General features: G+C 31.7%; 19 protein-coding genes and 2 riboswitches. Of the genes, 17 read left to right on the forward strand and 2 right to left on the reverse strand.

What is annotated here, in order from left to right; all coding sequences use genetic code 11:
• Nucleotides 1–149: 149 nt before the first annotated feature.
• A complete protein-coding gene (gene tpx / locus CLORY_RS18360; RefSeq protein WP_079427203.1) occupies nucleotides 150–644 on the forward strand; it encodes a thiol peroxidase in 495 nt (164 codons plus the stop codon).
• Between the two features lie 514 nt (nucleotides 645–1,158).
• Here the strand turns inward: tpx and CLORY_RS18365 are convergent.
• Nucleotides 1,159–1,638: an S-ribosylhomocysteine lyase gene (locus CLORY_RS18365; RefSeq protein ID WP_079427205.1), complete on the reverse strand. Its 480-nt coding sequence runs from the start codon at nucleotides 1,636–1,638 to the stop codon at nucleotides 1,159–1,161.
• A 179-nt stretch (nucleotides 1,639–1,817) separates the two neighbouring features.
• Here CLORY_RS18365 and CLORY_RS18370 point away from each other — a divergent pair, with 179 nt between their 5' ends.
• On the forward strand, nucleotides 1,818–2,000 hold the full coding sequence (locus tag CLORY_RS18370) for a hypothetical protein (protein ID WP_079427207.1): 183 nt from the start codon (nucleotides 1,818–1,820) through the stop codon (nucleotides 1,998–2,000).
• Nucleotides 1,975–3,279, forward strand: coding sequence for an ABC transporter substrate-binding protein (locus CLORY_RS18375; protein WP_169911677.1), 1,305 nt, complete (start codon nucleotides 1,975–1,977; stop codon nucleotides 3,277–3,279). The genes CLORY_RS18370 and CLORY_RS18375 overlap by 26 nt, the downstream gene beginning before the upstream one ends.
• Before the next feature lie 158 nt (nucleotides 3,280–3,437).
• On the opposite strand, the gene CLORY_RS18380 is transcribed toward CLORY_RS18375, so the two are convergent.
• Nucleotides 3,438–4,718, reverse strand: a complete 1,281-nt coding sequence (locus CLORY_RS18380; RefSeq protein ID WP_079427211.1) for an O-acetylhomoserine aminocarboxypropyltransferase/cysteine synthase family protein — start codon at nucleotides 4,716–4,718, stop codon at nucleotides 3,438–3,440.
• Between the two features lie 153 nt (nucleotides 4,719–4,871).
• Nucleotides 4,872–4,980: riboswitch (SAM riboswitch) on the reverse strand.
• A gap of 166 nt (nucleotides 4,981–5,146) precedes the next feature.
• Between CLORY_RS18380 and CLORY_RS18385 the strand changes: the two genes are divergently transcribed.
• From CLORY_RS18385 to CLORY_RS18450, 14 genes are all read left to right on the forward strand, one after another.
• A complete protein-coding gene (locus tag CLORY_RS18385; RefSeq protein WP_079427213.1) occupies nucleotides 5,147–5,677 on the forward strand; it encodes an N-acetyltransferase in 531 nt (176 codons plus the stop codon).
• Nucleotides 5,678–6,151: 474 nt separating this feature from the next.
• The gene (gene rsgA, locus CLORY_RS18390; RefSeq protein WP_079427215.1) at nucleotides 6,152–7,234 is read left to right on the forward strand and encodes a ribosome small subunit-dependent GTPase A; all 1,083 of its coding nucleotides are present in this window, start codon (nucleotides 6,152–6,154) and stop codon (nucleotides 7,232–7,234) included.
• A gap of 400 nt (nucleotides 7,235–7,634) precedes the next feature.
• On the forward strand, nucleotides 7,635–8,315 hold the full coding sequence (sdaAB, locus tag CLORY_RS18395; protein ID WP_079427217.1) for an L-serine ammonia-lyase, iron-sulfur-dependent subunit beta: 681 nt from the start codon (nucleotides 7,635–7,637) through the stop codon (nucleotides 8,313–8,315).
• Nucleotides 8,316–8,317: 2 nt separating this feature from the next.
• Nucleotides 8,318–9,208 (forward strand): L-serine ammonia-lyase, iron-sulfur-dependent, subunit alpha, encoded by an 891-nt coding sequence (gene sdaAA / locus CLORY_RS18400; RefSeq protein ID WP_079427219.1) that lies wholly within the window; start codon nucleotides 8,318–8,320, stop codon nucleotides 9,206–9,208.
• Nucleotides 9,209–9,314: 106 nt separating this feature from the next.
• Nucleotides 9,315–9,397, forward strand: a riboswitch (cyclic di-GMP riboswitch).
• Nucleotides 9,398–9,442: 45 nt separating this feature from the next.
• Nucleotides 9,443–10,900 (forward strand): glycan biosynthesis hexose transferase WsfD, encoded by a 1,458-nt coding sequence (gene wsfD / locus CLORY_RS18405; RefSeq protein ID WP_079427221.1) that lies wholly within the window; start codon nucleotides 9,443–9,445, stop codon nucleotides 10,898–10,900.
• A 9-nt stretch (nucleotides 10,901–10,909) separates the two neighbouring features.
• Nucleotides 10,910–11,752: a GGDEF domain-containing protein gene (locus CLORY_RS18410; RefSeq protein ID WP_079427223.1), complete on the forward strand. Its 843-nt coding sequence runs from the start codon at nucleotides 10,910–10,912 to the stop codon at nucleotides 11,750–11,752.
• Nucleotides 11,742–13,352: a hypothetical protein gene (locus CLORY_RS18415; protein WP_079427225.1), complete on the forward strand. Its 1,611-nt coding sequence runs from the start codon at nucleotides 11,742–11,744 to the stop codon at nucleotides 13,350–13,352. The genes CLORY_RS18410 and CLORY_RS18415 overlap by 11 nt, the downstream gene beginning before the upstream one ends.
• A gap of 67 nt (nucleotides 13,353–13,419) precedes the next feature.
• Nucleotides 13,420–14,619: a glycosyltransferase family 2 protein gene (locus tag CLORY_RS18420; protein WP_079427236.1), complete on the forward strand. Its 1,200-nt coding sequence runs from the start codon at nucleotides 13,420–13,422 to the stop codon at nucleotides 14,617–14,619.
• 11 nt (nucleotides 14,620–14,630) lie between these two features.
• Nucleotides 14,631–16,811, forward strand: coding sequence for a cellulose biosynthesis cyclic di-GMP-binding regulatory protein BcsB (locus tag CLORY_RS18425; RefSeq protein ID WP_079427227.1), 2,181 nt, complete (start codon nucleotides 14,631–14,633; stop codon nucleotides 16,809–16,811).
• Complete coding sequence (locus CLORY_RS18430) at nucleotides 16,811–17,923, forward strand: glycoside hydrolase family 113 (RefSeq protein WP_079427229.1); 1,113 nt, start codon at nucleotides 16,811–16,813, stop codon at nucleotides 17,921–17,923. The genes CLORY_RS18425 and CLORY_RS18430 overlap by 1 nt, the downstream gene beginning before the upstream one ends.
• A 294-nt stretch (nucleotides 17,924–18,217) precedes the next feature.
• Nucleotides 18,218–20,380 (forward strand): DNA helicase RecQ, encoded by a 2,163-nt coding sequence (recQ, locus tag CLORY_RS18435; protein WP_139376088.1) that lies wholly within the window; start codon nucleotides 18,218–18,220, stop codon nucleotides 20,378–20,380.
• 274 nt (nucleotides 20,381–20,654) lie between these two features.
• Entirely contained in the window at nucleotides 20,655–21,860 is a 1,206-nt protein-coding gene (locus CLORY_RS18440) for an AGE family epimerase/isomerase (RefSeq protein ID WP_242954451.1), read from the forward strand.
• The gene (locus CLORY_RS18445; RefSeq protein ID WP_079427231.1) at nucleotides 21,853–23,016 is read left to right on the forward strand and encodes a glycoside hydrolase family 130 protein; all 1,164 of its coding nucleotides are present in this window, start codon (nucleotides 21,853–21,855) and stop codon (nucleotides 23,014–23,016) included. Before CLORY_RS18440 ends, CLORY_RS18445 begins: the two co-directional genes overlap by 8 nt.
• 18 nt (nucleotides 23,017–23,034) lie before the next feature.
• Complete coding sequence (locus tag CLORY_RS18450) at nucleotides 23,035–24,051, forward strand: glycoside hydrolase family 130 protein (protein ID WP_079427233.1); 1,017 nt, start codon at nucleotides 23,035–23,037, stop codon at nucleotides 24,049–24,051.
• Nucleotides 24,052–24,975 lie beyond the last annotated feature (924 nt).

A 24,975-nucleotide genomic window follows, 5' to 3' on the forward strand; every position in this document is an offset into this window, starting at 1 on the left:
ACATTTTGTATTTCTTCCTTCCTTTGATTTATCTTATATTATTATAATAATTTACAGATATAAAATAAAAATAGGAAAAATATTAATAAATATTAATAAGGAGGCGAAATAGTCTATCAATATTTATAAACATAGATAGACTGATAATTATGGAAGTAAAATTTCAAGGAAATAAAGTTACATTAGTAGGAAAACAATTAAAGGTAGGAGATCAGTTCCCAGAATTCACTGTAACAAATAACTCTATGGAACAGGTTACATTGGGTGATACGAAGGGAGTAAGAATATTTTTAACTGTACCATCTGTTGATACTCCTGTTTGTGATCTTGAAGTAAAAACATTTAATAAGAAAGCTAGTGAAATATCAGGAGTCACTGTTTATACTATATCTATGGATCTTCCATTTGCTCAAAGCAGATGGTGTGGAAGTGAAGGAATTAAGAATGTTGTAACTCTTTCAGATTATAAAGACAGAGAATTCGGAAATGCTACAGGAACATATGTAAAGGAGTTAGGTCTTTTGGCTAGAACGGCATTTGTAGTTGGAAGCGATAATAAGATTGTATATGCAAACTATCTTACGGAAATAACTGACTATCCTAACTATGAAGAGGTATTAGAAGCTGCCAAATTGGCTCAATAAAAAAGTATTTTGTAAATGCATAGAGTCGGCTGAAGGGGTGAGTGACCATAGAAGGCATTTTCTAGCCGACGGAGGTCACTCACTCCTTAGTTTACTCTTTAGGAAATTATGTATTTTGCCAATTGTGGATAACTCTAAATTAATATTAAGATACACCACTAAATAGGAGAAAAGGTGATTGCTAAATAAAAAAACGGTACAGCGTGTTTACGAAGAAGTTAAAAAGAGACAGTAATATATTTTGAAGTTAGTGAATTAAGATAGAAAGGTAATAGAATTAATAAAATAAAAGTATTTTGTTAATATTAAGAGTTAGGGCATTAAAAATGGTTACATCCGACGGAGGCATTTGGAGTGAGTTTAGCAATTATCCGTGTCTTTTAGGCAAATTTCCGTTAAGATGGCGAATTGTTTGAGGCGCAGCCGAGTTATGAGCCATTAGGAAATTTGACTAAAAGATGCGGTGAAATTGCTTAACGCAGCGGAATTAGCCGACATAAGGTGTAACCATTTTTTATTCTGGATAATTTAATGTACTTTCATCGAGTTTAAGAAGTACTTCATTTAAATACTTTTTAGCTACATATTTTGCCATAGGAAGATTCATATCAAGATAATTTCCACAGTCTTTAGCTGAAGCACCTGGTATGTCTCCTTCATATTCGGAGATAAATCTGAACATTTCAATTACAAGATCAGCTATATCTTTTGATTTGTAATCTCCTGATAAGAGAAGATAAAAGCCTGTTCTGCATCCCATTGGCCCAAAATAAATAGTTTTGGACGAATATGTTTTGTGATTTCTAAGAAAAGTTGCACCTAAATGTTCTATTGCATGCATTTCAGCAGTATTCAATACTGGCTCCAGATTTGGAGTAGTTATTCTAAGATCAAAAGTTGTAATAATATTGTCACCTACGGAATCTTTTCTTGATACGTAGATACCTGGTTTTAATTTTAAATGATTGATAGTAAAACTAGCTATTTTCTCCATATTAATAACCTCCTTAAATTCATATAACATAGTAATTATATCAGAAAACAGGGTAAAAATCTAATAATCAAGGATATATAAATATCTGAATAATAAACCTAAATTTTACACATACTTAATATAAATAATATAATTGTCTGATAATATAAAGACATAAACAATAAAGGGAGTGTAGTGAAATGATATATTTAATTTACACACTGCTGCTAGGATTACTTGCTCTAGGTATTGTAATACTGAGAAAGACTATATCTAAATTGACGATTCAACAAAAGCTATCTACTTCTAATAATATACAAACATATACTGGATTTATGGATATTTGGGATGAATATGATGAAGATGATGATACTGAAGAATAAAAGGTTAGTAATAGGGATCATCAGTTGGATTGCGATGCTAACTGTTCTAAGTGGCTGTAAGAATTCTATCGTTCCAAAGAAAAAAAACGAGAAAGTACAAGGAAAAATAACGGTTATAACTCAACGTGTAGACATAGGTGATTCTGAGTTTAAAAAAAAATATTTACCAGAGTTTAATAAGAAATATCCTAAAGTAAAAGTGGAATTTGAGGGTGTTTCTGATTATGATACAGCGATGAAAATTCGATTAAATGCTAAAGACTATGGAGATGTACTATTGATACCTAATATAGGCAAGGAGCAGTTACCTGCTTTTTTTCAGTCATTGGGTAATCAAGTCGATGTCGGAAAAAAATACAGATTCCTTTATGATGCGTCTTATAATGGTAAATGTTATGGCATTCCTGCCGTGGCCAATATACGAGGGATACTTATTAATAAAAATGTTTGGGAAGATGCTGGTGTAACCACATATCCTATAAGTACCGATGAATTTTTGAATGATCTAAGAAAGATAAAGAAGAAAGGCAAAGCAACACCTCTATATACTAATTTTGCATCTAAATCTTTGTTAACTGAGTGGAAAAAAAATTGTATAGCTATAACAGGAGAAAGAAATTGGAAAAATGAGATGATAGAAGAGAATACACCTTTTTCAAAAGGAAAGCCGTTTTATGAAGTTTATAATATATTATATGAGGCAGTTAGGCAAAAGTTAGTGGAAAAGGACATGACATCAACAGATTGGGAGAAATCAAAACAATTGATAGCAGATGGAAAGATAGGTTCTATGGTTGTAGGTTCTTCATTGATGCGGCAGGTTAAGGCACTAACTGAGGATGTTGAATCAATTACATATATGCCATTTCCGGCTGCACCTGGCGGAAAACAATATACTGAGATTACTGGAGACAATTATATTGCAATAAATAAAAATAGTAAAAATAAAAAAGCTGCAAAAGCTTGGCTTTATTGGTTTGTAAATGACTCTAAATATAGTGAACAAAACTACAGTATATCTACTGTTAAAGGAAAAAAGCTACCTAAGTTTTTTCAGGTATTTAAAGACGCGGATGTTGAATTTCTAGAACAGATGCCTGCTCCTGTTGGAAAAGAAACATTATGGGATGATATAGAGAAAAAATCTGGTATTGGCTTAAACACAGGAGAAGCTGAAACTAAAATAATTAATGCTGCACTTACTGGAAAAGCGAGCTTTAGCACTATTATGAATAATTTCAATGCGAGATGGAAAGCTACTAGGGAATCTATTAAATAAGAAAATGATAAAGTGAAAAACAAAGAGCTGACAGATGTTATCTATCAGCTCTTTATTCGCCATAAATATTGATTATATACGATACCTTTGAATTAGAATCTTTAATTATTTTCTATTTCTGATTGTTATTTAAATCATATTATTGTGAAACAAATATATTATGCTTTTGCCAAAGCTTGATTTAGATCATATATTAAGTCATCAACGCCTTCAACACCAATTGAAAGCCTAATAAGATCTGGTGTAACGCCGGCAGCTACCTGCTCCTCTGGAGTCAACTCTGCATGTGTTGTACTTGCTGGATGTATTACTAGTGATTTTGCATCGGCAACATTGGCAAGAAGTGAGAAGATTTCTACACTATTTATAAATCTTTTTCCTGCTTCTAAGCCGCCTTTTATGCCAAAAGTAAATATTGAGCCAGCACCTTTTGGTAAATATTTTTTTGCTAAATCCTTATAAGGACTGTTCTCTAGTTCTGGATAGTTTACCCATGCAACTTTTGGATGCGTGCTTAAGAAGTCAACGATTTTTCTTGTGTTAGCTACGTGTCTTTCTACTCTTAAGGATAGAGATTCAAGACCTTGTAGAAAATAAAAAGCATTTTGAGGACTTAATGTAGCTCCTGTATTTCTAAGAAGCTGTACTCTTGCTTTTAATGCAAAAGCTGGTGCTCCTAAATCAGCATATACTAGTCCATTGTAGCTCTTGTCCGGAGTTGTGAAATCAGGGAATTTTCCACTTCCTGCCCAATCAAATTTACCTCCATCTACAATTATTCCACCTATTGAAGTTCCGTGCCCGCCTATAAATTTTGTTGCGGAATGTACAACTACATCAGCCCCAAACTCAATCGGTCTAACTAGGTAAGGTGTACCGAAGGTATTGTCAATTATAAGAGGTATTTTATTTTCATGAGCTATTTTTGCTACAGCTTCTATATCAAGTACATTTATTCTAGGATTTCCTATAGTTTCACCATATATGGCTTTTGTTTTTGGAGTAATAGCTTTTCTGAAATTTTCAGGATCATCAGGATCTACGAATATTACATTGATACCTAATTTTTTAAGTGTAACACCAAACAGCTCGTAGGTACCACCGTATAGTGTAGCAGCTGCAACTATATCATCTCCTGAATTAGCTACATTTAATATAGCATATGTTATAGCAGCTAACCCAGAAGAAGTAGCTAGTCCTGCTACGCCGTCTTCAAGTTCAGCAACTCTTTTTTCAAAAACATCTGTAGTTGGATTCATAATTCTTGAATATACATTGCCTGGCTCTTTTAATTGAAACAAATTGGCAGCATGATCAGCGTTTTTAAATACATAAGAAGAAGTCTGATATATAGGTACTGCTCTTGAACCTGTAGTAGGATCAGGCTCCTGTCCTGCATGAACTTGTAATGTTTCAAAACTTAATTTTCTTTCACTCATTCTAATCTCTCCTAAAATATTATTTTTTATATCTGTTTAGTAGGTTTTACGAAATTAAGCAAATGCCCCCTTTGTTATATAAAGTAAGACCGATAGATGACAAATAAAAAAACCCTCTTTCAAATGAAAGAGGGTATGAAAACAAAGCGACCTCTCTCATCTATCAACGTCTACATTGTAGGAATTGGCACCGCTGTATTCACATGAGAATACCGGTTGCCGGGTTTCATAGGGCCAGTCCCTCCACCACTCTTGATAAGAGTAAATTATTATTCAGTTATTGATACTTATTTTATAATAAGTATATGTTAATGTCAATACATTTTTATTATTAATCCTATAAAAATAATAATATATATGTATATAAGTGATATTTATTGTTATATAATTTATTTATGAATATATTTAATAAGGTGGTTATGATAAAAATGGTAATTGAAAATATTTATATAAATAATGAAAAAGTTGAAATCAAACTATGCAGCTTTGAAGAAATAAAAAATCTTCAGCAGATAATATTAGCGAGCATTGGAAGCAAGGAAATATTTGAAGCAGCAGACGAATCAGCTTCAACAGAGGGGAGACAGTATAAGGAATACATTTACGGAGTATTTTTAAAGAAAGTGTTAGCGGCTTACTTTATAGTTGTAATTCCAGGCAGTGACAAGTGCAATCTTGGATTAGAAATAGGTATATCAGGCGATGAATTATTAAAAGTTATTCATTATGATACAGTTGCTGTTTCACCAGAATTTAGGGGAAATAATCTTCAGGAACAAATAGGAAAATTAATAGAAAGTAAGGCGAAAAATTTAGGATTTAAATATATATGTGCTACAGTATCCCCAATGAATAAATATAGTTTAAGTAATGTTATTAAATTAGGTTACAGTATTAAAAAAGAAAAGAAAATGTATGGCAATAAGGATAGATATATAGTGTGCAAACGAATATTATAAGTATTTAGTAAACAGAAAATTAGCTATGCTGCAGCTGCTTTATCCTATAAGCTTGACTATATATAAAGAGCATTACACTAATAGGATAGTAATTGACATATTATCATGTTTTTGGTATGATCTTGTTAAGATGTATTTGAAAGGAGAGATGTTTTATGACAGATTATATTGAGGTGAAAGAAGTCTAAAACAGAATATAAGCAAGAAGCGGTTAAGTAATTGAACCGTGATTTTGCGTGAATATTGCCTTTCAGTACTGTATGCTGTATATAAAATTACATTCATATTTGTTAATTGTGAATTAAAAGCATGACTTTGATAGGTCATGCTTTTTTGCGCAAAAAATTACTTATAGATTGTAATGTTATATTTTTTCTTATAACAGTTAGTAGGACAATATTCTCGAAAAATTAATCAATGTTGTATTTAGGCTTCTGATAAATTTTGCAGTATAAAATTTTGAGGAGGAATAAAATGATTAATAATATGGAGAGTTATGGTTATAATGAGTTTTATAAAAAACAAGTCAACAGCATGGGCAGCTCTAGTGAAAAGCTTATGGCAGCTAGAATTATTGAGGCTCATAGAGAGCAGTATAAGATTATGACTAAATTTGGAGAGCGAACAGCTCTGCTTAAGGGAAGTAAGTTTTATAATGAAGCAGCTTATGCTGATTATCCTGTAATAGGGGATTTTGTATTAGTAAATTATAATCCATCAGGTAGTGACGTAATTTATGAAGTGTTAAAAAGGAAAAGCAAGTTTTCTAGAATAGACTCGTTTAATGGAATAGAGCAGATATTAGCATCAAATTTTGACTATGTGTTTATTATGACTTCGCTAAATTATGACTTGAATGCTAAAAGGATTGATCGGTATCTAACTATGGCTTGGGAAAGCGGAGGAATTCCCATTATTGTGTTAACCAAAGCTGATCTGTGTGAAGATGTAGCTGCAGTTAGGGATTCTTTAAGACATACTATTTTAGATGTACCTATAATTGCTGTTAGTTCACATACTGGTGAAGGGATAGAGGAATTAAAACAATATATAAAACCTAAAACTACTGTAGTATTTCTTGGATCATCGGGGGTTGGAAAATCCTCGTTAGTAAATGCAGTAGCTGGTGAAGAGATAATGAAAGTAAGCGAAATACGTGAAGATGACAGTAAAGGCAGACATACTACAACACATAGACAACTCATAATGATGAATAATGGAACCATGGTAATAGATACACCGGGAATGAGAGAACTTGGAATGTGGACGTCTGAAGGTGGAATTGACAATACATTTTATGATGTAGAAAGTCTAGCTAGTAAGTGTAAATTCACTAATTGTACTCATAATAATGAACCGGGGTGTGCTGTGCAAGAAGCCTTGGAGCTAGGCATTATTTCTAAAGCTAGGTGGAACAATTATATTAAGCTAAAAAAAGAAACAGAATTTGCACTAAAAAAAGAAAAACAAATTATTCATACTAGAGAAAAAAAGTCAAAAATAAACAAAAAAAAGAACTGTAGAAGAGTTGATGAAAGAGATATTTATGACTATTGAAATTACTGCTTACTAAACTTATAGAATTACAACATTTATTTTGTATGAAATTAGGGAGCGTGCGTAGATTTGCGTAAACAAATCTGTGTACGTTCCTTATTTATTCTTTTTAGGAATTTTGAATAAAATTTGTGTTACAAGTGCTTAATGAACGGATTAATCTCCGTAGTGCCACAACATTTCATTATATTTGTAAATTTATACTTGAAAAAGTTTTTTCAATATATATAATAGGTTAAGTATAAAAGTAGATTAGAATTATGAAACTAAGAATAAGCAAGCACTTATATGCTTAACTTATATCTGTAACATATCAAATGTTTCAAGGATATTACTTAAATAAGTTAAGCTGTGAAGTACTGTGCTTAAGAGTATAACTATAGAACTAGGAGATATCTTTATGAAAGAATATGGTGTGTTTGATATAATAGGACCTATTATGATTGGTCCATCAAGTTCTCATACGGCAGGAGCTGCGAGACTTGGTAAAGTAGCCGCCGCAGTGGCTGGTGAGCCAATTAAAAAGGTAGAATTTCTATTGCATGGTTCATTTAGCAGTACCTATATAGGGCATGGAACAGACAGAGCTCTTACTGCTGGAATATTGGGATTTGATCCATGGGATGAGAGACTTAAAGATGCACTTACTATAGCAAAAGAGATAGGAATTGAGGTAGTATTTACTAAAAGCGATTTGGGTGATGTTCATCCTAATACTGTAAAAGTAATAATGACGACAGCAACAGGAAAGACCGTTGAAGTTATGGGATCATCTATTGGTGGAGGAAGCATTCAGATAAGTGAAGTAGATGGAGAAAAGGTAGAATTTAATGGAGAGTATCCTACTCTTATAATAAAACATCGAGATATCCCAGGCATGATATCAAAGATAAGTGCTATAATCTCAGAAGCTAATGTTAATATTGCTTTTCTCAAAGTGCTTAGGAAAGCAAAAGGAGAAATTGCTATTATGGTATTTGAGACGGACACTCTTGTGCCAGAATGGGCTGTTGAAAAAATACATAAAACAGGAAATGTAGAAAGTATTAGAGTTATTAATTCTACGAAGAAAGGAGCTTAGAATTGTTTGTTAGTTCAGGACAAGAATTAAAAGCTATATGTGAAAGCAGAAATATAAAGATATGGCAGTATACAGTTGAAAGTGAAATGAAGAGAGGTTATGATGAAAAAACTATATTTGAGCAAATGAAAAAAAATCTTGAGATTATGAAAATATCATCTAATCATGGAATGGAGAATGAAGTTATATCTGTCAGCGGCCTTATTGGCGGAGATGCAGTAAAAATATCGGATTATTCTAAGAGCGGACTATCACTTTGCGGTGATTTTATTACTAAAGCTATGGCGAGAGCGTTATCCTGCAGTGAAGTAAATGCAGCAATGGGTAAAATTGTTGCAGCACCTACAGCTGGTTCCTGCGGCATACTTCCTGCTGCAATTATATCTGCCGGAGAGAAGTTAAATAAATCTGATGAAAGCTTAGTTCAAGCATTATTTACAGCTTCAGGTGTAGGGATATTAATAGCACAAAATGCTAGTATATCTGGTGCTGAAGGAGGATGCCAAGCAGAATGCGGGTCAGCAGCAGCTATGGCAGCAGCTGCAGTTGTCGAAATGATGGGAGGCAGTGTCGGAATGGCATTGGATGCAGCCTCGATAGTAATAAAAAATGTTTTGGGTTTAGTATGTGATCCTATAGCTGGTCTAGTAGAGATACCTTGTGCAAAAAGGAATATAGCAGGTACAGTACTTAGCCTCACTACAGCTGATTTAGTTATGAGTGGTGTTAAAAGTAAAATTCCATTTGATGATGCGGTTTCGGCTATGAATAAAGTTGGAAAAGAGATGTCGTGTAGTTTGAAAGAAACAGCAATGGGCGGGTTAGCAGCTACCCCTACAGGTGAATGCTTGAAGAAAAGTGCTTTAAAACTGCATAAAAATAGCAGAATTTAGTAGCCGACATTTATTTAAATTTGAATAAATATTGTTTTAAATTGAAATATATTGTATAATTACATGGTATGATGTACATTTTAAACATATATTTTCAAATTTATTTAATATAGTTGGAAATTATGAAGGATTTTCATTATTGGGCACTATGAAAATCTGGAGTTAGTAGTGCAACCGACCAACAACCAGTTAAATACTGGTTGTTATTTTTTGATTAAATACGGGGAAGCATTTATGAATAAAAAAATAAATATTAGCGAAAGAACTATAGTCATTATTAGTTGTATTATTTTATCTTTTATAGCATTAAGAGTACTTTTTATAAAACCATTAATAGGTATGGCAGATAACGGCGATTTTTTTAGAGAAATAAATAATGCAGGATTGTATTATTTATCAGATAACTATAAAGATAGACATTTTGGATATTTTAATAGATTATATGGAATAAGGCAATATTTGTATGAATCCAACGATGTATTTATATCTTCACTTTTTATATTAATAAAAATAGCACTATTTATTAATAAAATATTTATCAGTGGAAAAATTTTTGATTTGAGGGTACTTGCTATATTGTATTTCAGCTTTTTTATATTAGCTTTTTTTATGATTATGAACTTTTTTTCAAAGATTGTAAAAAAGCCAGTTTTACTTGTAATGGTTTCATTGACTATATTCATATTTGGAGACATTGGCTATTTAGCGTATTTTAATTCATTTTATGGAGAGCCTGCTTCATATGTATTTTTCTTCTTGATGTTAGGCATCGTTTTTAAAATTAGTGATGAAAACAGTCCGAGGCTGAAACTGTTTATTTTTTACACTATTGTCAGTACAATATTTATTACGGCTAAGCAGCAAAATACACCAACAATAATATTATTGCTTATTCTAAACACAAGAATTTTAACTTTAAGAAAAAGCAAACTGTGGAAATTAATTGTTGCAGCAGGTACGGCAGTCATAGTTGTAGCGTCAATATGCACTTATGCATTAATTACTCAAAATATATCACATATTAACAAGTATCATGCTTATACAAGAGGAATATTGTCAGAGTCCTCTGATCAAGAAAAAGATACTGAAGCTCTTGGATTAAATAAAAAATTTACTATTCTTAATGGAACTACATACTATGATAAATACTTCATAGAGAACCCTGAATCTAAAAGAATGAACGAAGAGTTTTATAAAAATTTAAGTTACTTTTCGATTATAAAATATTATCTTACTCACATAGACAAATTGAGTGGAAAATTGAATATGGCAGCTAAAAACAGTTTTATTATAAGACCTGATGCAATCGGAAATTATGAGAAAGCTTACGGTAATAAGTATGGTGGCAAAACTTATTTTTTTACAGCATGGAGCAGCATTAAATGCAGATTATTCCCAAGAAATTTTAAATTTATCTTGTTTTTCTATGCTTCCTTTTATGGAATGCTTATGAAAGCGTATATAGAGGGTTTTATTAAAAAAGATTTAAGATTAAAAATGATAATTGAGATATTGGCCATAGTGGGAGTTATTGGAATAATGCAATTCGGAATATCATTTTTAGGAGCTGGAGATGCAGACATTTCAAAACACTTATTTCTTTTTAATGTGTGCTTTGATTGTATGCTCATTAGTCAGGTAATTTTCATTTTTAGCTATATATACCAGAGATTTATATTGAAAAAAAGGTAGGTGCTTGCATTGGAATCTAGGAGAATAGATATTTTAGCCATAGTGATGGTATTGGTAATGTATATTGCAATAAATATTTTCAGCATGTTTTCAAAACAATATTATTTCGAAAATCTATTGATGCTTAGTTTGACGTTTGCTCTAATTCTACTAGCCTATTTTTCCGGAATAATTGTTGGACTTTCAGCTTCTGTTATTTCTATATTTTTTTATGGAAGCTATGTTCTATATCAGAATGTCATTCAAGGTAAAGTTATAGATTACCATGTATATGTGTGGCTGATGCTATTACCGCTGCTTACAATCCTATCAGCATTGGTAGGTGCTTATATAAGGAGTATTCAGTATGAAAATGAAAAGCTGAAGAAAGACTATTCTAGCTATGTAACTGTAGATCCTAAAACTGGACTAGGTAATGTGCAAGTTTTTTTTACAGTACTGAATCAATATATAAACTTATCAAAACGAACTAAACTTCCACTGACGCTATTGTTAGTAAAATTGATGTATTTTGAAGATATTAAAAATATAGCAGGAAATGAGGGAATAGAGGAAGTATTAAGAGAAGTTGGACATAAACTTGTAGAAAGTACAAGAATAGAAGATTGCAGTTATGTATTAGAAGACGGGAAAACATTTGCAATTTTATTATTCACTGATATAAAAGGTGCACAGATAGTCAAGTCCAGAATAAGGGAAAGCTCTAAAAATTTTAACCTTAGAAACTCTAATAAAGTCATAAATATAAAGATTGAATTAAAAATAGGAATAGCTCAATATGATGATGAAGAAGTAAGTAGCGCAATGGCATTAAGGAAAGCGGCCGAGAAGGACATGGAATATGATGTATAGGAAATTTTATAGGCAAACCAGCACATTGACAATGAGTGTGTTATTAACCTTTCTTTTTATCTACTTAGATTTCATTAATGTTTTAGCTTACCCCAATGTTAGTCATAATAATGTACTTATGCTTTATGACGTAGAAGGTGATAGGGATAATGTAACGAAAGAACTTTCAAATCTATATGCTTTAATTAGAACTAATTGTTCTTTATTACGAAATATAGAGATTAATAATTATAAGCATGAATTTTTAAAAGACTCAGATTATGTTGTAATATTTATAAACAGTCCTCAAGCTCAGCAAAATCAGGAATTAGCTAAAGATCTTGAAAAATACAACGGTAATATAATATTTGTCGGAGCTGGTGCAGAGAAATATAGTCAGCTGGCTCTGTTTAAAGGAATAACTATTGAAGGCACCACTGCAGATATAGGAGAAATAAAATATAAGTTTTATGGAGAAGATAAAACTAGAAGTTTATTTATTCAAAACGAAAGCAACATAACCAAAATAGTCAGAGGTAAGCAGGCAAAATATATGAGCTATGGTTCTTTTTCTGAAAATGGTATTGATTATCCTTATGCGATTAATAGTGGAAAGTTATGGATAATTTCATTTTACAGCATTGAGCCTAATAGCTATTTGCTGGCTAAAGACATTTTGGCGAGAATTTTAAAAAAGCAGGATATAGTGGATGATAGGGGAGTTTATCTGCAATTAAATGATGTGAGCCCGCTTTGCGACTTAGATAAACTAAGGTTAAAAATGAAATGGCTTGATTACAAAGGTATGCCATATATTATTCAACTAACACCTATATTTACGAATTATGATACGAAACAAATGAATAGATTCATTAAACTTATAGTAGATGAGCAAGAAAAAGGAAATGCTACAACTGTTATTGGAAATTTAGTTGGCTGGAACATACGTGATGAATGGAGTCAGGAAATATCAGGAAATGCACCAGATAGTAATTCTGAAAGAATGGTTCCAGAAAAATTAATTGAAACATCGATAAAAGTATATGCTGCAAATAAAATATATCCTGTGGCATTTTCAGCTTCTCAAGACGTTCTTTTCGATGATAGCATGTTTAATGTATATAAACATTTTTCTACATTTATTAGTAATGGCAGTTCCGGGAAATGTTTCAAGCAGGCAGTGGAAAAATATCTTTGGCGTGGGAAATATATTAATTCCATTGACAGCTACAAAGCTATCAGTGAAGAAGATAAAGTTGTTTTACAAGTAACTGAAGAAAAAAGCTTTAATGAATTCAAAGCGTCTATAAATAAATATATTAAAGATGATTACAACTTTCTTGATTTAAGGCAAGTTAATGGCCGGATTAAATTTGATGGCTTATCTATTAAAGCTTATCAAGGTGATTTGTTAATAAATGGATTAAAGAAAGATGAGGCTATAACAAAGCATGCTTATGAGAATAAACTACCTGATACAGAAAAAAAACTTTCAAACTTTAATGCAAGGATAAAAGAAAGTTTAACTTTTGTGATTTCATTAGTAGCTATTTTTATATTCATGTTTGTTATGGCATTTACTCTTGGAAAAAGGATAGATAGAAAAAAACATATGAGGTGATGACGTGGCTGAACATTTACAGGCAATCGATTATCTATTTTTGTTTTCAATAACATCTATATGGATTATGCTTTTCACTAATATATTATTGACTATAGGTGGTTATATTTACTATTTTAAGACGATTAAGTTCACTGATGTCGACAGATTGGATAATTACCCTATGGTATCCATTCTTGTTCCAGCTCATAATGAAGAAAAGGTAATAGGAAAAACAATTACATCTATATTAAATATGAGTTACCCAAAGGAACGGATGGAACTTATTGTTATAAATGATAATTCGTCGGATAACACAAAAGAAATACTTGAAAACATACAAAGAGAATACAGTGATTCCAATATTATAATAATAAATACCACAGAAGAAAATGGGGGCAAGGGAAAATCAAATGCATTAAATATAGGCTTTCAAAATAGCAATGGTGAATTTATTGTTGTTTATGATGCAGACAATACACCAGAGAAGGCTGCATTAAGAATTCTTGTAAATACTATTTGCAAGGATGATAATTTAGGAGCTGTAATTGGTAAGTTCAGAACAAGAAATAAAAATAGAAATCTACTGACTAAATTTATAAATATAGAAACTTTAGGGTTTCAATGGATGGTTCAAGCAGGCAGATGGCAGCTTTTTAATCTGTGTACCATTCCGGGGACGAACTACATAATTAGAAAAGCACTTATTCACGAAATAGGGGGATGGGATACAAAAGCTATAGCAGAAGATACAGAAATAAGTTTTAGGCTATATAGGAAAGGGTATAAAATCAAGTTTATGCCCTTAGCAGTAACCTGGGAACAGGAACCTGAAAGTATTAACGTTTGGATGAAGCAGAGAAGCAGATGGGTTAAAGGTAATGTATATGTACTGCTAAAAAATTTTAAATTATTATTTTCACAAAAATCGAAGCACATTAGATTTGATTTATTATATTTTTCTGCTGTCTATTTTTTCTTTCTATCGTCTACATTGGTGTCAGATATCATCTTTATTATAGGTGTATTTACAGATATAAGACTCTCAGTTGCGGGTAACACACTTCTATTATGGTTTATGGCCTATATCATATTTATACTTCAAATATCCATTGCGCTTAGTATGGAAAAAGGAGAGAGCAATTCTAGAAATGTACTGCTGGTAGCTGTGATGTATTTTACATATTGTCAGCTTTGGCTTGTAGTAGCAGTAAAAGGTATATTTCAGTATATTAGAGATGGAATAATGGGTGCTGAGGTAAAATGGTATAAGACAGAAAGGTTTTAAAGGTGAAACGAATGATAAAAGTAAAAAAAGCTTTGATGGCTATATTGATTGTATTTCTATCTATTGGAATGATGTTTTTTCAGAAAAGCTTGAAAACATATGCCGTTGATAAAAAAGTCCATGCTTATAGCAATAGTATTATTACGAAAAATTACAGCTTTAACAAGAATATAAATTTTAAAGGAGTGTTTGGGGAGGATAGAATATATTTTAAAGTAGATAAATACTGGAAAGTTAAAAAAATTAGTCTGTCACTTAATCTAACACAAAGTAAAATAATTAACGAAAAACTTTCTACACTAACGGTGTATCTTAATGGTAAACCAGTACATTCGATTAAATTAAGCAAATATGACGAAGAAGAGAATGATGTTAGATTTAATCTAAATACGCACTATTTAAAAAAAGGAACAAATGAACTGGAAATACAAAGCTACAGAAGAATTTCAGATGAAAAATGCGAGGATAACATAAATAATGCTAATTGGATTTTAATTAAAAGCTCCTCCTACCTGCATTTGGAATTTAGTGAAAGAAAACCATCAGATAGTATTTCTGAATATCCTTACCCGTTTGTAAAAACAAGTGAAAAAGCAGTTGGACAAAATACGGTGATTTTACTACCCAATAATCCGGATGAAAATGAGATAGCTGCTGCTTTATTGATATCAGCCAGCCTAGGGGAAAATATAGATAATGAAAAAATAGACACAGATATAGTGAAGTATTCAGATTTTAATAAGAAATTGAGAAAGAATAAAAACATAATATTTATTGGAAAATCAGCAGATATTCCTAGGGAGATAAATGAAGTAATATCTAAATTTAAACAAAAGGATAAACTTAAAGGAGTTTTTGTTTTTAGAGCTGATTCACCATATAATAGTAATAATAAAATAATGGGCATCGTAGCGAATAGAAATGATGATATACTAATTAATGCTGCAAAATTTTTTCAAAACAGCAATTTGTTTGGACAAGTAGATAGCAATAGTTATGTTATAAATGGAAAACTAAATGTTAATAATAAAGCTACTAGTATAAAAAATAAAAGAACATTTTCAGATTTAGGCTATAGCGATGGAGTATATATGAAGGGACCCAATAAACAAGAAGCAATCATAGGAATAAGCATACCTAATAATAAAAGTGTGAGACAGGGAGCAATGATAAATTTAAAATTTAGGTATTCAAAAAATCTTGACTTTACTAGGTCACTTGTATCTGTATATGTAAATGATACACCGATAGGCAGTAAGAAGCTTGAAAGGAAAGATGGAAATGATGATTCTTTAAATCTGAATGTTTCAAGCAATGTGTTCAAAGGCAGCTATGCAGAACTGAAAATTGTTTTTAATTTGCAAATGGAAGATTTAAAATGTACTGTAAATAGAGGAGAAACTCCATGGGCTTTTATTAAGAAGGATTCAGCTATATACTTGCCAACGAAGGATAATAACTCAATTGTGTTTGAAAATTATCCTTGGCCATTCATAAAGGATGAAAGGTTTAATGATGTAACTATAGTCATAGCAGATAATGAAAGACAACAGAACATGAAGATTTTATCTGATATGTTTGCGTTTTTGGGGAGTTATATAAAGGATAATAGGGGAAAAGTAACAGTTATTAAGGCTAGTAGTTTTTCAAAAAAAAATAATAATGGCAATATAATTTTAGTTGGCTCTCCGAAAGAAAATAAAATAATAAAGCTGATAAATAAAAATATGTTTTTTAAATATAGTAAAGAATTAGACTATTTTCTATCTAATGAGAAGAGAACACTGTTAATGCATTTTTCTAAAAATCTAGCTTCAGCTCAGCTTATACCATCATCCTTTAATAAGCAGCGAAACATTTTAGTGATTACTGCTCCAAAGCAAGAGCACATCCCAAATGTTTCTCGATACTTTACTGATTTTGTTTATAACAGTAAAATCATAGGAAATGCGACGTTAGTAAACAGATGGGGAGACAAGACTAACCACTATTTTATTTTAAAGAGCTCTAAAAGTTCGGCACTGATAAAAAAGATAAACTTTAGTGGAACTAGTATAAAAATGTTCATTATAGCTTGTGGAGCTATAATTATAATGCTCATATTTTCTATGCTCATGTACATGAAAAAATATAAAAGAAATGGAAGTTATGCTAAGAATAAGCCATACAGAAGATATAGAAGGAGTAAGTAATGAGATCATGCATTATTATAAAGTTAAGTAAAAAAAATATAATTATTTTAACATGTGTATTATTTTTGTTTACAGCATGTTCAAATTATAAAGTTAACAAGCTTTCTTCCAATATTAAAAATATAAAACTTGATAGCAGATTGCTGCAGAGAGATTTTTCTTCAAAAATAAAGTGCGGGAATTTATCTGTAGATTATAATAATGCTGAAGCTGTTAATGATATTGCCAGACTTAAATTAAATACTGTAAATGTTCCCGTCAGGGTAGATATAGCAAATATTAACTCAGCAGACATGCGTTTAAACAACGAAAGTCTAAAGAAAGCTGAAAACATAATTAAAAAATTAACTTCAAACAACATTAATGTAATACTGGAGCCGTATCCATGGATAGAAAACGGCACTGCATATGAGACAAAATATAATCCCAAGAGCGTAGATAAATTTTTTAATAATTGGAAGAATGTTGTTATTAGAGAAATTATAAAAAAAATAGCGGTACCTTATAAAGTAAATGCCATTTGCATAGCATCAAATTTCGATAAGTTGGAAAAGTATGAGAGTAAATGGCTGGAGGTGTACAGCTATGCAAGACAAAACTATAATGGACTTATAACATATAAGACAAATTGGTGGTATACGGCACAATGGGATAGTAATTCAAAGTGGAATTTTAAGCGGAAGCTTAATAATAAAATATTTGCAAAAGTAGACTTTATATCAATAGCTGCTTATTTTGAACTGTCTGGTAAAAAAACAAATTCAGTAAATGAATTGAAAAAAGATTTATATGCTTCAAGTATATACAATAGGAAACAAAATATAGTTAATGAAGTTAAACAGCTTCATAATGTTTATAACAAACCAATATTTTTTGGAGAATTAGGATTTCCGAGAAGAGATTATGCAGCTAAAGAGCCTTGGAATGCAGAGGTTTCAGCAATTGAAAATGGCAATGAGCAGGCTAGGTGTTTTAGAGCTTACACTGAGACATTCAGCCAGAAATGGTTTATGGGGTTTTCTGTATTTGCAATAGGCAATAAGGCTAAAGACAAGATTTATTATCCCTCTAAAGAGACAGCTGATGTTATATCGAAGTTAAATTCACAATAATATATAAGTTTCTAAAGTTCTAATACATTCTGACTCCTAAAAGATCCTAGGGTCGAACCTACTTAGCAGTGATATTTTAGAAGTCACAATGTAAGAACTTTATTAGAACTTATATATAATGATATAATATTTTTATATATTAAGTTTATGTTTTGGAAAATTGGATAGAACTTTATAATGAAAAGCCGTTAAGCTTGATTTTTACATAGTATATTTTGTACACTATTGCTATGAGTTTTTTAATATATTTAAAACTTAATATATATTTTCATATGAAAAGAGGAGTTTAATTTAATGATAGAAAAAGCTATTAATACTTTACAGCACTATTTTGGATATAAAAGCTTTAGAAAGGCGCAAGAACAAGTTGTTGAAAGTATTCTTTCTGGGATAGACACTGTAGCAATAATGCCAACTGGTGGAGGAAAATCGATATGCTATCAAGTACCAGCTTTAATATTTCCTGGTATTACAATAGTGATTTCTCCATTGATATCATTAATGAAGGATCAAGTTGACAGCATTAAAAATCTTGGTATAAATGCTGATTATATAAACAGTTCACTTAATAATAGAGAAATGACAGCTGTGATGGAAAGACTGACAGCTGGTGAAATAAAGATATTGTACTTGGCACCTGAAAGACTAGAGTCAGAAAGCTTTTGTGCTGTGATGAGCGAGCTTGACATAAGTCAAGTAGCTGTAGATGAGGCTCATTGTGTGTCACAATGGGGACATGATTTTAGGACTAGTTATAGGTATATAGGAAAATTTATAAATAAGTTGAAGCATAGACCATATGTGAATGCTTTTACAGCTACGGCTACTGACAAGGTAAGACTGGATATAATAAACCTTATAGGATTAAGAACTCCTAAAGTTTTTATATCTGGTTTTGATAGAGAAAATATTAAAATTAATGTGTTAAAAATAGAAAATAGGTTAAACTACATAATTAATTATGTAAAGGAAAATTCTGATCAATCAGGCATAATATATGCTGCTACAAGAAAAGATACTGATCGTATATATGAAAAGCTGGTAGAAGCAGGTGTAGCTGCTGCTAGATATCATGCTGGTCTTTCAGACGGCGAGAGAATGAAAAACCAGGAAGATTTTGTGTACGATAAAATCAGTGTAATCGTAGCTACTAATGCTTTTGGTATGGGAATTGACAAATCTAATGTCAGATTTGTTATACATTATAATATGCCAAAGAATATAGAAAGTTATTATCAGGAAATAGGCAGAGCTGGAAGAGACGGTGAAAAAAGTGAATGTATTTTGCTTTTTTCACCTCAAGATATAATTACTCAGAAATATTTAATAGAGACTAGTGTACAGAAAACAGAAAGAAAAGTTGGAGAATATAAGAAACTTCAAAATATGATAGATTTCGTTCATCATAATGGCTGCTATAGAAAATATATTCTTAATTATTTTGGCGAGATAACTGAATATGAAAGTTGTGGCAATTGCAGCAACTGTTTAAGTGAAGGTGAGATTGTTGACAGGACCATTGATGCACAGAAAGTACTTTCGTGTATTTATAGGATGAAACGTGATTTTGGAGTAAATACTATAGTGGATGTGCTAAGAGGTTCAGCGCAAAAAAAGATATTAAAGTATGGCTTTAATGAATTATCAACCTATGGAATTATGAAAGAATATTCGAAAGAAAATCTCTCTAATTTTATCAATATGCTAATTTCACATGGGTTTATAGGATTAAAAGAAGGAGAATATCCAACTGTAATTTTGAATGAGAATTCAGTAAAAGTACTTAAAGGACAAGTAAAAGTTGAGTTTAAGGAAATGAAACGAGTAAATAAAATTTCATCTGATAATGAGTTATTTGAATTACTTAGAAATTTAAGAAGAAGTATAGCTCAAGAAGAGGGAGTACCTCCATATTTAGTGTTTTCCGATAATACGCTAAGGGATATGAGCGTAAAATATCCTGTAGATCAAGTAAGCATATTAAATGTTTCCGGTGTTGGTGAAGTAAAATTAGAAAGATACGGGCAAAAATTCATTGAATTAATACAACATTATGTAACAGAAAATGATATTAAAGTTACAAGTAAAGTTACTGAATTTGATGATCCTAATAAAGGGAAGAGTGATAAGATTAAAACACACGAGGTAACCATCGATTTGATAAAAAAAGGTATGTCTGTAGAAGACGTTGCCAAGGAGAGGCAGCTTACTGAAAGTACTATTCTGTCTCATATTGAAAAATATATCAGAGAAAATGGAGATGTAGACCTCAAAGTTAATTTTAGTTCCATAGTTACTGAAGAACAGGAAAAAGAGATAAGAGCAGCTGCTGAAGAGTATGGTGTAGAGAAGTTGTCACCAATAAAGAAAGTTGTTTCTGAAAATATTAGTTATGAGGCAATTAAGGCAGTGTTTATTAAAATGATGATAAGCCAACAGAGAATTATAAAAGAGTAAAGAGAAAAGAATAAAGTAATGGAAGAAATTAAACTGTGCAGAATTTCAATTTAAGTTTATTTAATAGAACATCGGCGATGAGCCGATGTTTTTAAATATTTATGTTTTTTTTACAATTGTAGATAAATTAATAAAATAAAAGTATACGGAAATGCCAACATAGGTTGCAATCATTTTTAATTTTCTTATTGACATGTAAAAGTGTAAACGGTATTATTAAATTATAAAGTAACCGGTAACTTTATAGATGTTAAAATCGAGAAGTAGCGTGAACATGTATATTTTAATAGGAAAGGAATTTTTTATGGGAGTCATGGTAAACGAGTTGCAACAAGAACTTAATAGGATAGCTAGATACTGGTCAAAAATGATGGACAAAGAATACGGTGGCTATTATGGATATGTAGATTATAATCTTAATTTGGATAAGAAATCTCCTAAAGGAGGAATTCTAAATTCAAGGATACTATGGTTTTCATCATCTTTATATTGTTTAAATAAAGATAAAGATGCATTAACAATGGCTCAACAAGCTTACGAATTTTTAAAGACGAAACTTTGGGATAATGAATATAAAGGAATATATTGGCTGGTAGACTATGATGGAAGTTTATTAGATACTAGAAAGCATAGTTACTGTCAAGCCTTTGCTATATATGGATTAACACAATATTATAGAGCGACAGGCAGCAAAGAGGCTTTAAACCTGGCTATTGAAATTTACAATCTTATTGAGAAGTATTGTAAGGATCAGAATGGATACACAGAAGAGTTTACTAGAGAATGGAAAACGAAAGAGAATGAAATGCTAAGCGAAAACGGGGTAATGACAGAGAAGACAATGAATACTCATCTACATATATTAGAAGCTTATACTGTGCTTTATGACGTATGGAAAGATGAAGGATTAAAAAAACAGCTTAATTATCTGTTAGAAATAGTATATGAAAAAATATATGATAATAGTAAGCACTATCTAAAGGTTTTTTTTGATAAGAAGTGGAATTCATTGCTGGACATGCAGTCATATGGACATGATATTGAAGCAACCTGGTTGATTGATAGAGCAGCAGAAGTGCTCGGAGATAAAGAATTGATTAGAAACACATTTGAGTATACTCAGAAGATAGCTCAAAACATATATGATAAAGCTTATTCACCTAAAGGTATGATCAATGAGACGGTAAATGACAAGACTGATAAAAAGAGGGTTTGGTGGGTACAAGCAGAGGCTGTTATTGGCTTTTATAACGCCTATCAGAAAACTGGTGACACTAAATTCAAAGACGCTTCAGAGAGTATGTGGAATTACATTAAAAATTATTTAATTGATAAAAGAGAAGGAAGCGAATGGTACTGGCTGTTAGATGAAAATAGTAAACCAGTAGCAGGAAAGCCTATAGTCGAGCCGTGGAAATGTCCGTATCATAACGGAAGGATGTGTATGGAAATGATAGAAAGGATAGGTAAATATGTTTAACGAATTGTATAAAAGAGAACTTGAAAAGTATAATGCACTTATTTTAAGAAAGAATGAACCTTCAGATGAATATAATGGGATATTTACTAGATATAAATATCCAGTACTCACAAGAAATCATGTACCCCTATTTTGGAAATATGATCTCGATCAAAAAACTAATCCTCTGTTCATAGAGAGAATGGGTATAAACGGAGTTTTTAATTCAGGAGCTGTAGAGCTCAATGGAAAATTTTATTTGGTAGCTAGAGTTGAAGGAGCAGATAGAAAATCGTTTTTTGCTGTAGCTGAAAGTGATAATGGGATAGATAATTTTAGATTTTGGGATTTGCCGGTTGAGCTGCCTGATACCTGTCCTGAAGAGACAAATGTATATGATATGAGACTTACTAAACATGAGGATGGATGGATATATGGTGTATTTTGCTCAGAAAGTAAGGATCCAGAAGCACCAAAAGGAGATTTGTCATCAGCAGTAGCAAAGGCTGGTATAGTGAGAACTAAGGATTTAAAGATATGGGAAAGATTGCCTAATCTTAGGACGGTATCACCTCAGCAACGTAATGTAGTACTTCATCCAGAGTTTATAAATGGAAAGTACGCATTTTATACAAGACCTCAGGATGGATTCATCGATACTGGAAGCGGCGGTGGAATATGCTTTGGATTATGTGATGATATAGAAAATGCAAGCATCGAAGAAGAAATATTAGTTAGTCCAAGAGTATATCATACCATTACTGAATCGAAAAATGGAGCAGGAGCAGTTCCCATAAAAACTGAAAAAGGATGGATACATATAGCTCATGGTGTTAGAAATACTGCAGCAGGACTTAGATATGTAATTTATCTTTTCGTTACAGATTTAGAACATCCTGAAAAGGTAATTGCAGCACCAGGTGGATATCTGATAGCACCTTTCGGTGAAGAAAGAGTTGGAGATGTTTCTAATGTAGTCTTTACTAACGGAGCTATTGAGAAAGATGGAAAGGTATATATATATTATGCTTCTTCAGATACAAGACTGCATGTAGCGACAACTACAGTAGAAAGATTAATAGATTATGCGTTTAATACTCCTGCTGATGGACTTAGATCAGTAGACTGCGTAAAGCAGAGAGTTGCACTTATAAAGAAAAACTTACAATTAAAATAGAAACTAGGAGGAATTATAATGTCAAAAGTTAAAATTATAGGCAGTAGTCTAAAAAATATGCCTTGGCAAGATAAGCCAGAAGGATATGAGGGTGTACTTTGGAGGCATACTGAAAATCCAATAATAGATTGGAATCCTACAAAGAAGAGTGCCCGTATATTCAATAGTGCAGTATACCCTTATGAGGATGGTTTCATAGGAGTATTCAGAGCAGATCATAAAAGTGGTATTCCTCAGATACATGTTGGAAGAAGTAAAGATGGCCTTCATTGGGATATAGAAGATGAAGAAATTCATTGGAAGGATGCTTCAGGAAAAGATTACCAGACTAATTATGCATATGATCCAAGGCTTGTAAAAATTGAGGATACTTTTTATATAATATGGTGTACTGATTTTGGTGGTGCTGCTCTCGGAATGGGATGTACTAAGGATTTTAAGACGTTTACAAGAATGGAAAACCCATTCATACCATTTAACAGAAATGGTGTATTGTTTCCTAAAAAAGTAAATGGCAACTATTTGTTGCTTAGCAGACCAAGTGATAGTGGACACACTCCATTTGGAGATATATTTTTAAGTGAAAGTCCTGATTTAACATTTTGGGGCAAGCATAGAAGAGTTATGACAAAAGGAGGTCCTTGGTGGCAATCAGTAAAAATAGGTGCAGGTCCTATACCGATAGAGACTACTGAGGGATGGTTGTTGTTCTACCATGGAGTTTCGGGAACTTGTAATGGATTTGTCTACAGCATAGGAGCTGCTTTACTTGATCTTGAGAATCCAAGCAAGGTTCTTTATAGAACAAGAGATCATCTATTAACTCCGCAATATGATTATGAAACTAGAGGATTTGTTCCAAATGTTGCTTTTCCTTGTGCAACGCTTCATGATGCAGAAACTGGAAGAATTGCGGTTTATTATGGAGCTGCAGATACTTATGTAGCAGTAGCATATGCAGAGGTAGATGAACTTGTTAATTATATAAAGAAAAATTCATTGCTTTTGCCTGGAGATGCTGAAGAGTACAGATAGTGTAGTTATTGCTGGAGCTTGCAGTCTGTTGATTTCATAAAGAAGTTTAATATACAGCAAAAAGTGTGGGATTTTATCGTCCCACACTTTTGTTTGTCTAGGAATTTATAGATTTTTGCATATAGGGAAGCAGAAGTAGGAATGAGAAAAGAGTAAAGAGCAAAGAGTAAAGTGAAGGAAGAAATTCTGCTTAGCAGAATTTCTGAGAACTAAAAAAAGCATTTTGCTGATAACAAGAGTTAGGGCATAGGAAATGTTGTCGCGTGAAGGAGAAATAGAGTGAATTTAGCAATTTGTGTTACAAGTGCTTAATGGACGGATCAATCTCCGTAGTGCCACAACATTTTATTTTTTACTCTGTAGGAATTAGTCATTTTTGCTAATTATTGATGACTTTTAATTGATATTAAGATACACCACTAAATAGGAGAAAAGGTGGTCACTAAATGAAAAAATAGTACATCGTGTTTACGAAGAGATTAAAAAAAAACAGTAAAATATTTTGAAGTTAGTGAATTAAGAAAAGAAGGCAACAGAAGCAGTATAATAAAAGCAGTATAATAAAAGCATCTTGTGAATATTAGGAGTCAGGGTATTAAAAATGGTTACATCCGACGGAGGCATTTGGAGTGAGTTTAGCAATTATCCGTGTCTTTTAGGCAAATTTCCGTTAAGATGGCGAATTGTTTGAGGCGCAGCCGAGTTATGAGCCATTAGGAAATTTGACTAAAAGATGCGGTGAAATTGCTTAATGAGTGGAACTAGCCGACATAGGGTGTAACCATTTTTTATTCTATAGGAAACTATGTAATTGCAAGGTTGTGGATAAGTGTGTAAAATATAGGTATTATGGTAGATAAGAAAATAACAGTAAAAGAAATATTAGTAGATAAGTATCAGGATTTTAAAAATAAATATTGGAGT

This window comes from Clostridium oryzae (assembly GCF_002029235.1).
Lineage (GTDB): Bacteria > Bacillota > Clostridia > Clostridiales > Clostridiaceae > Clostridium_AE > Clostridium_AE oryzae.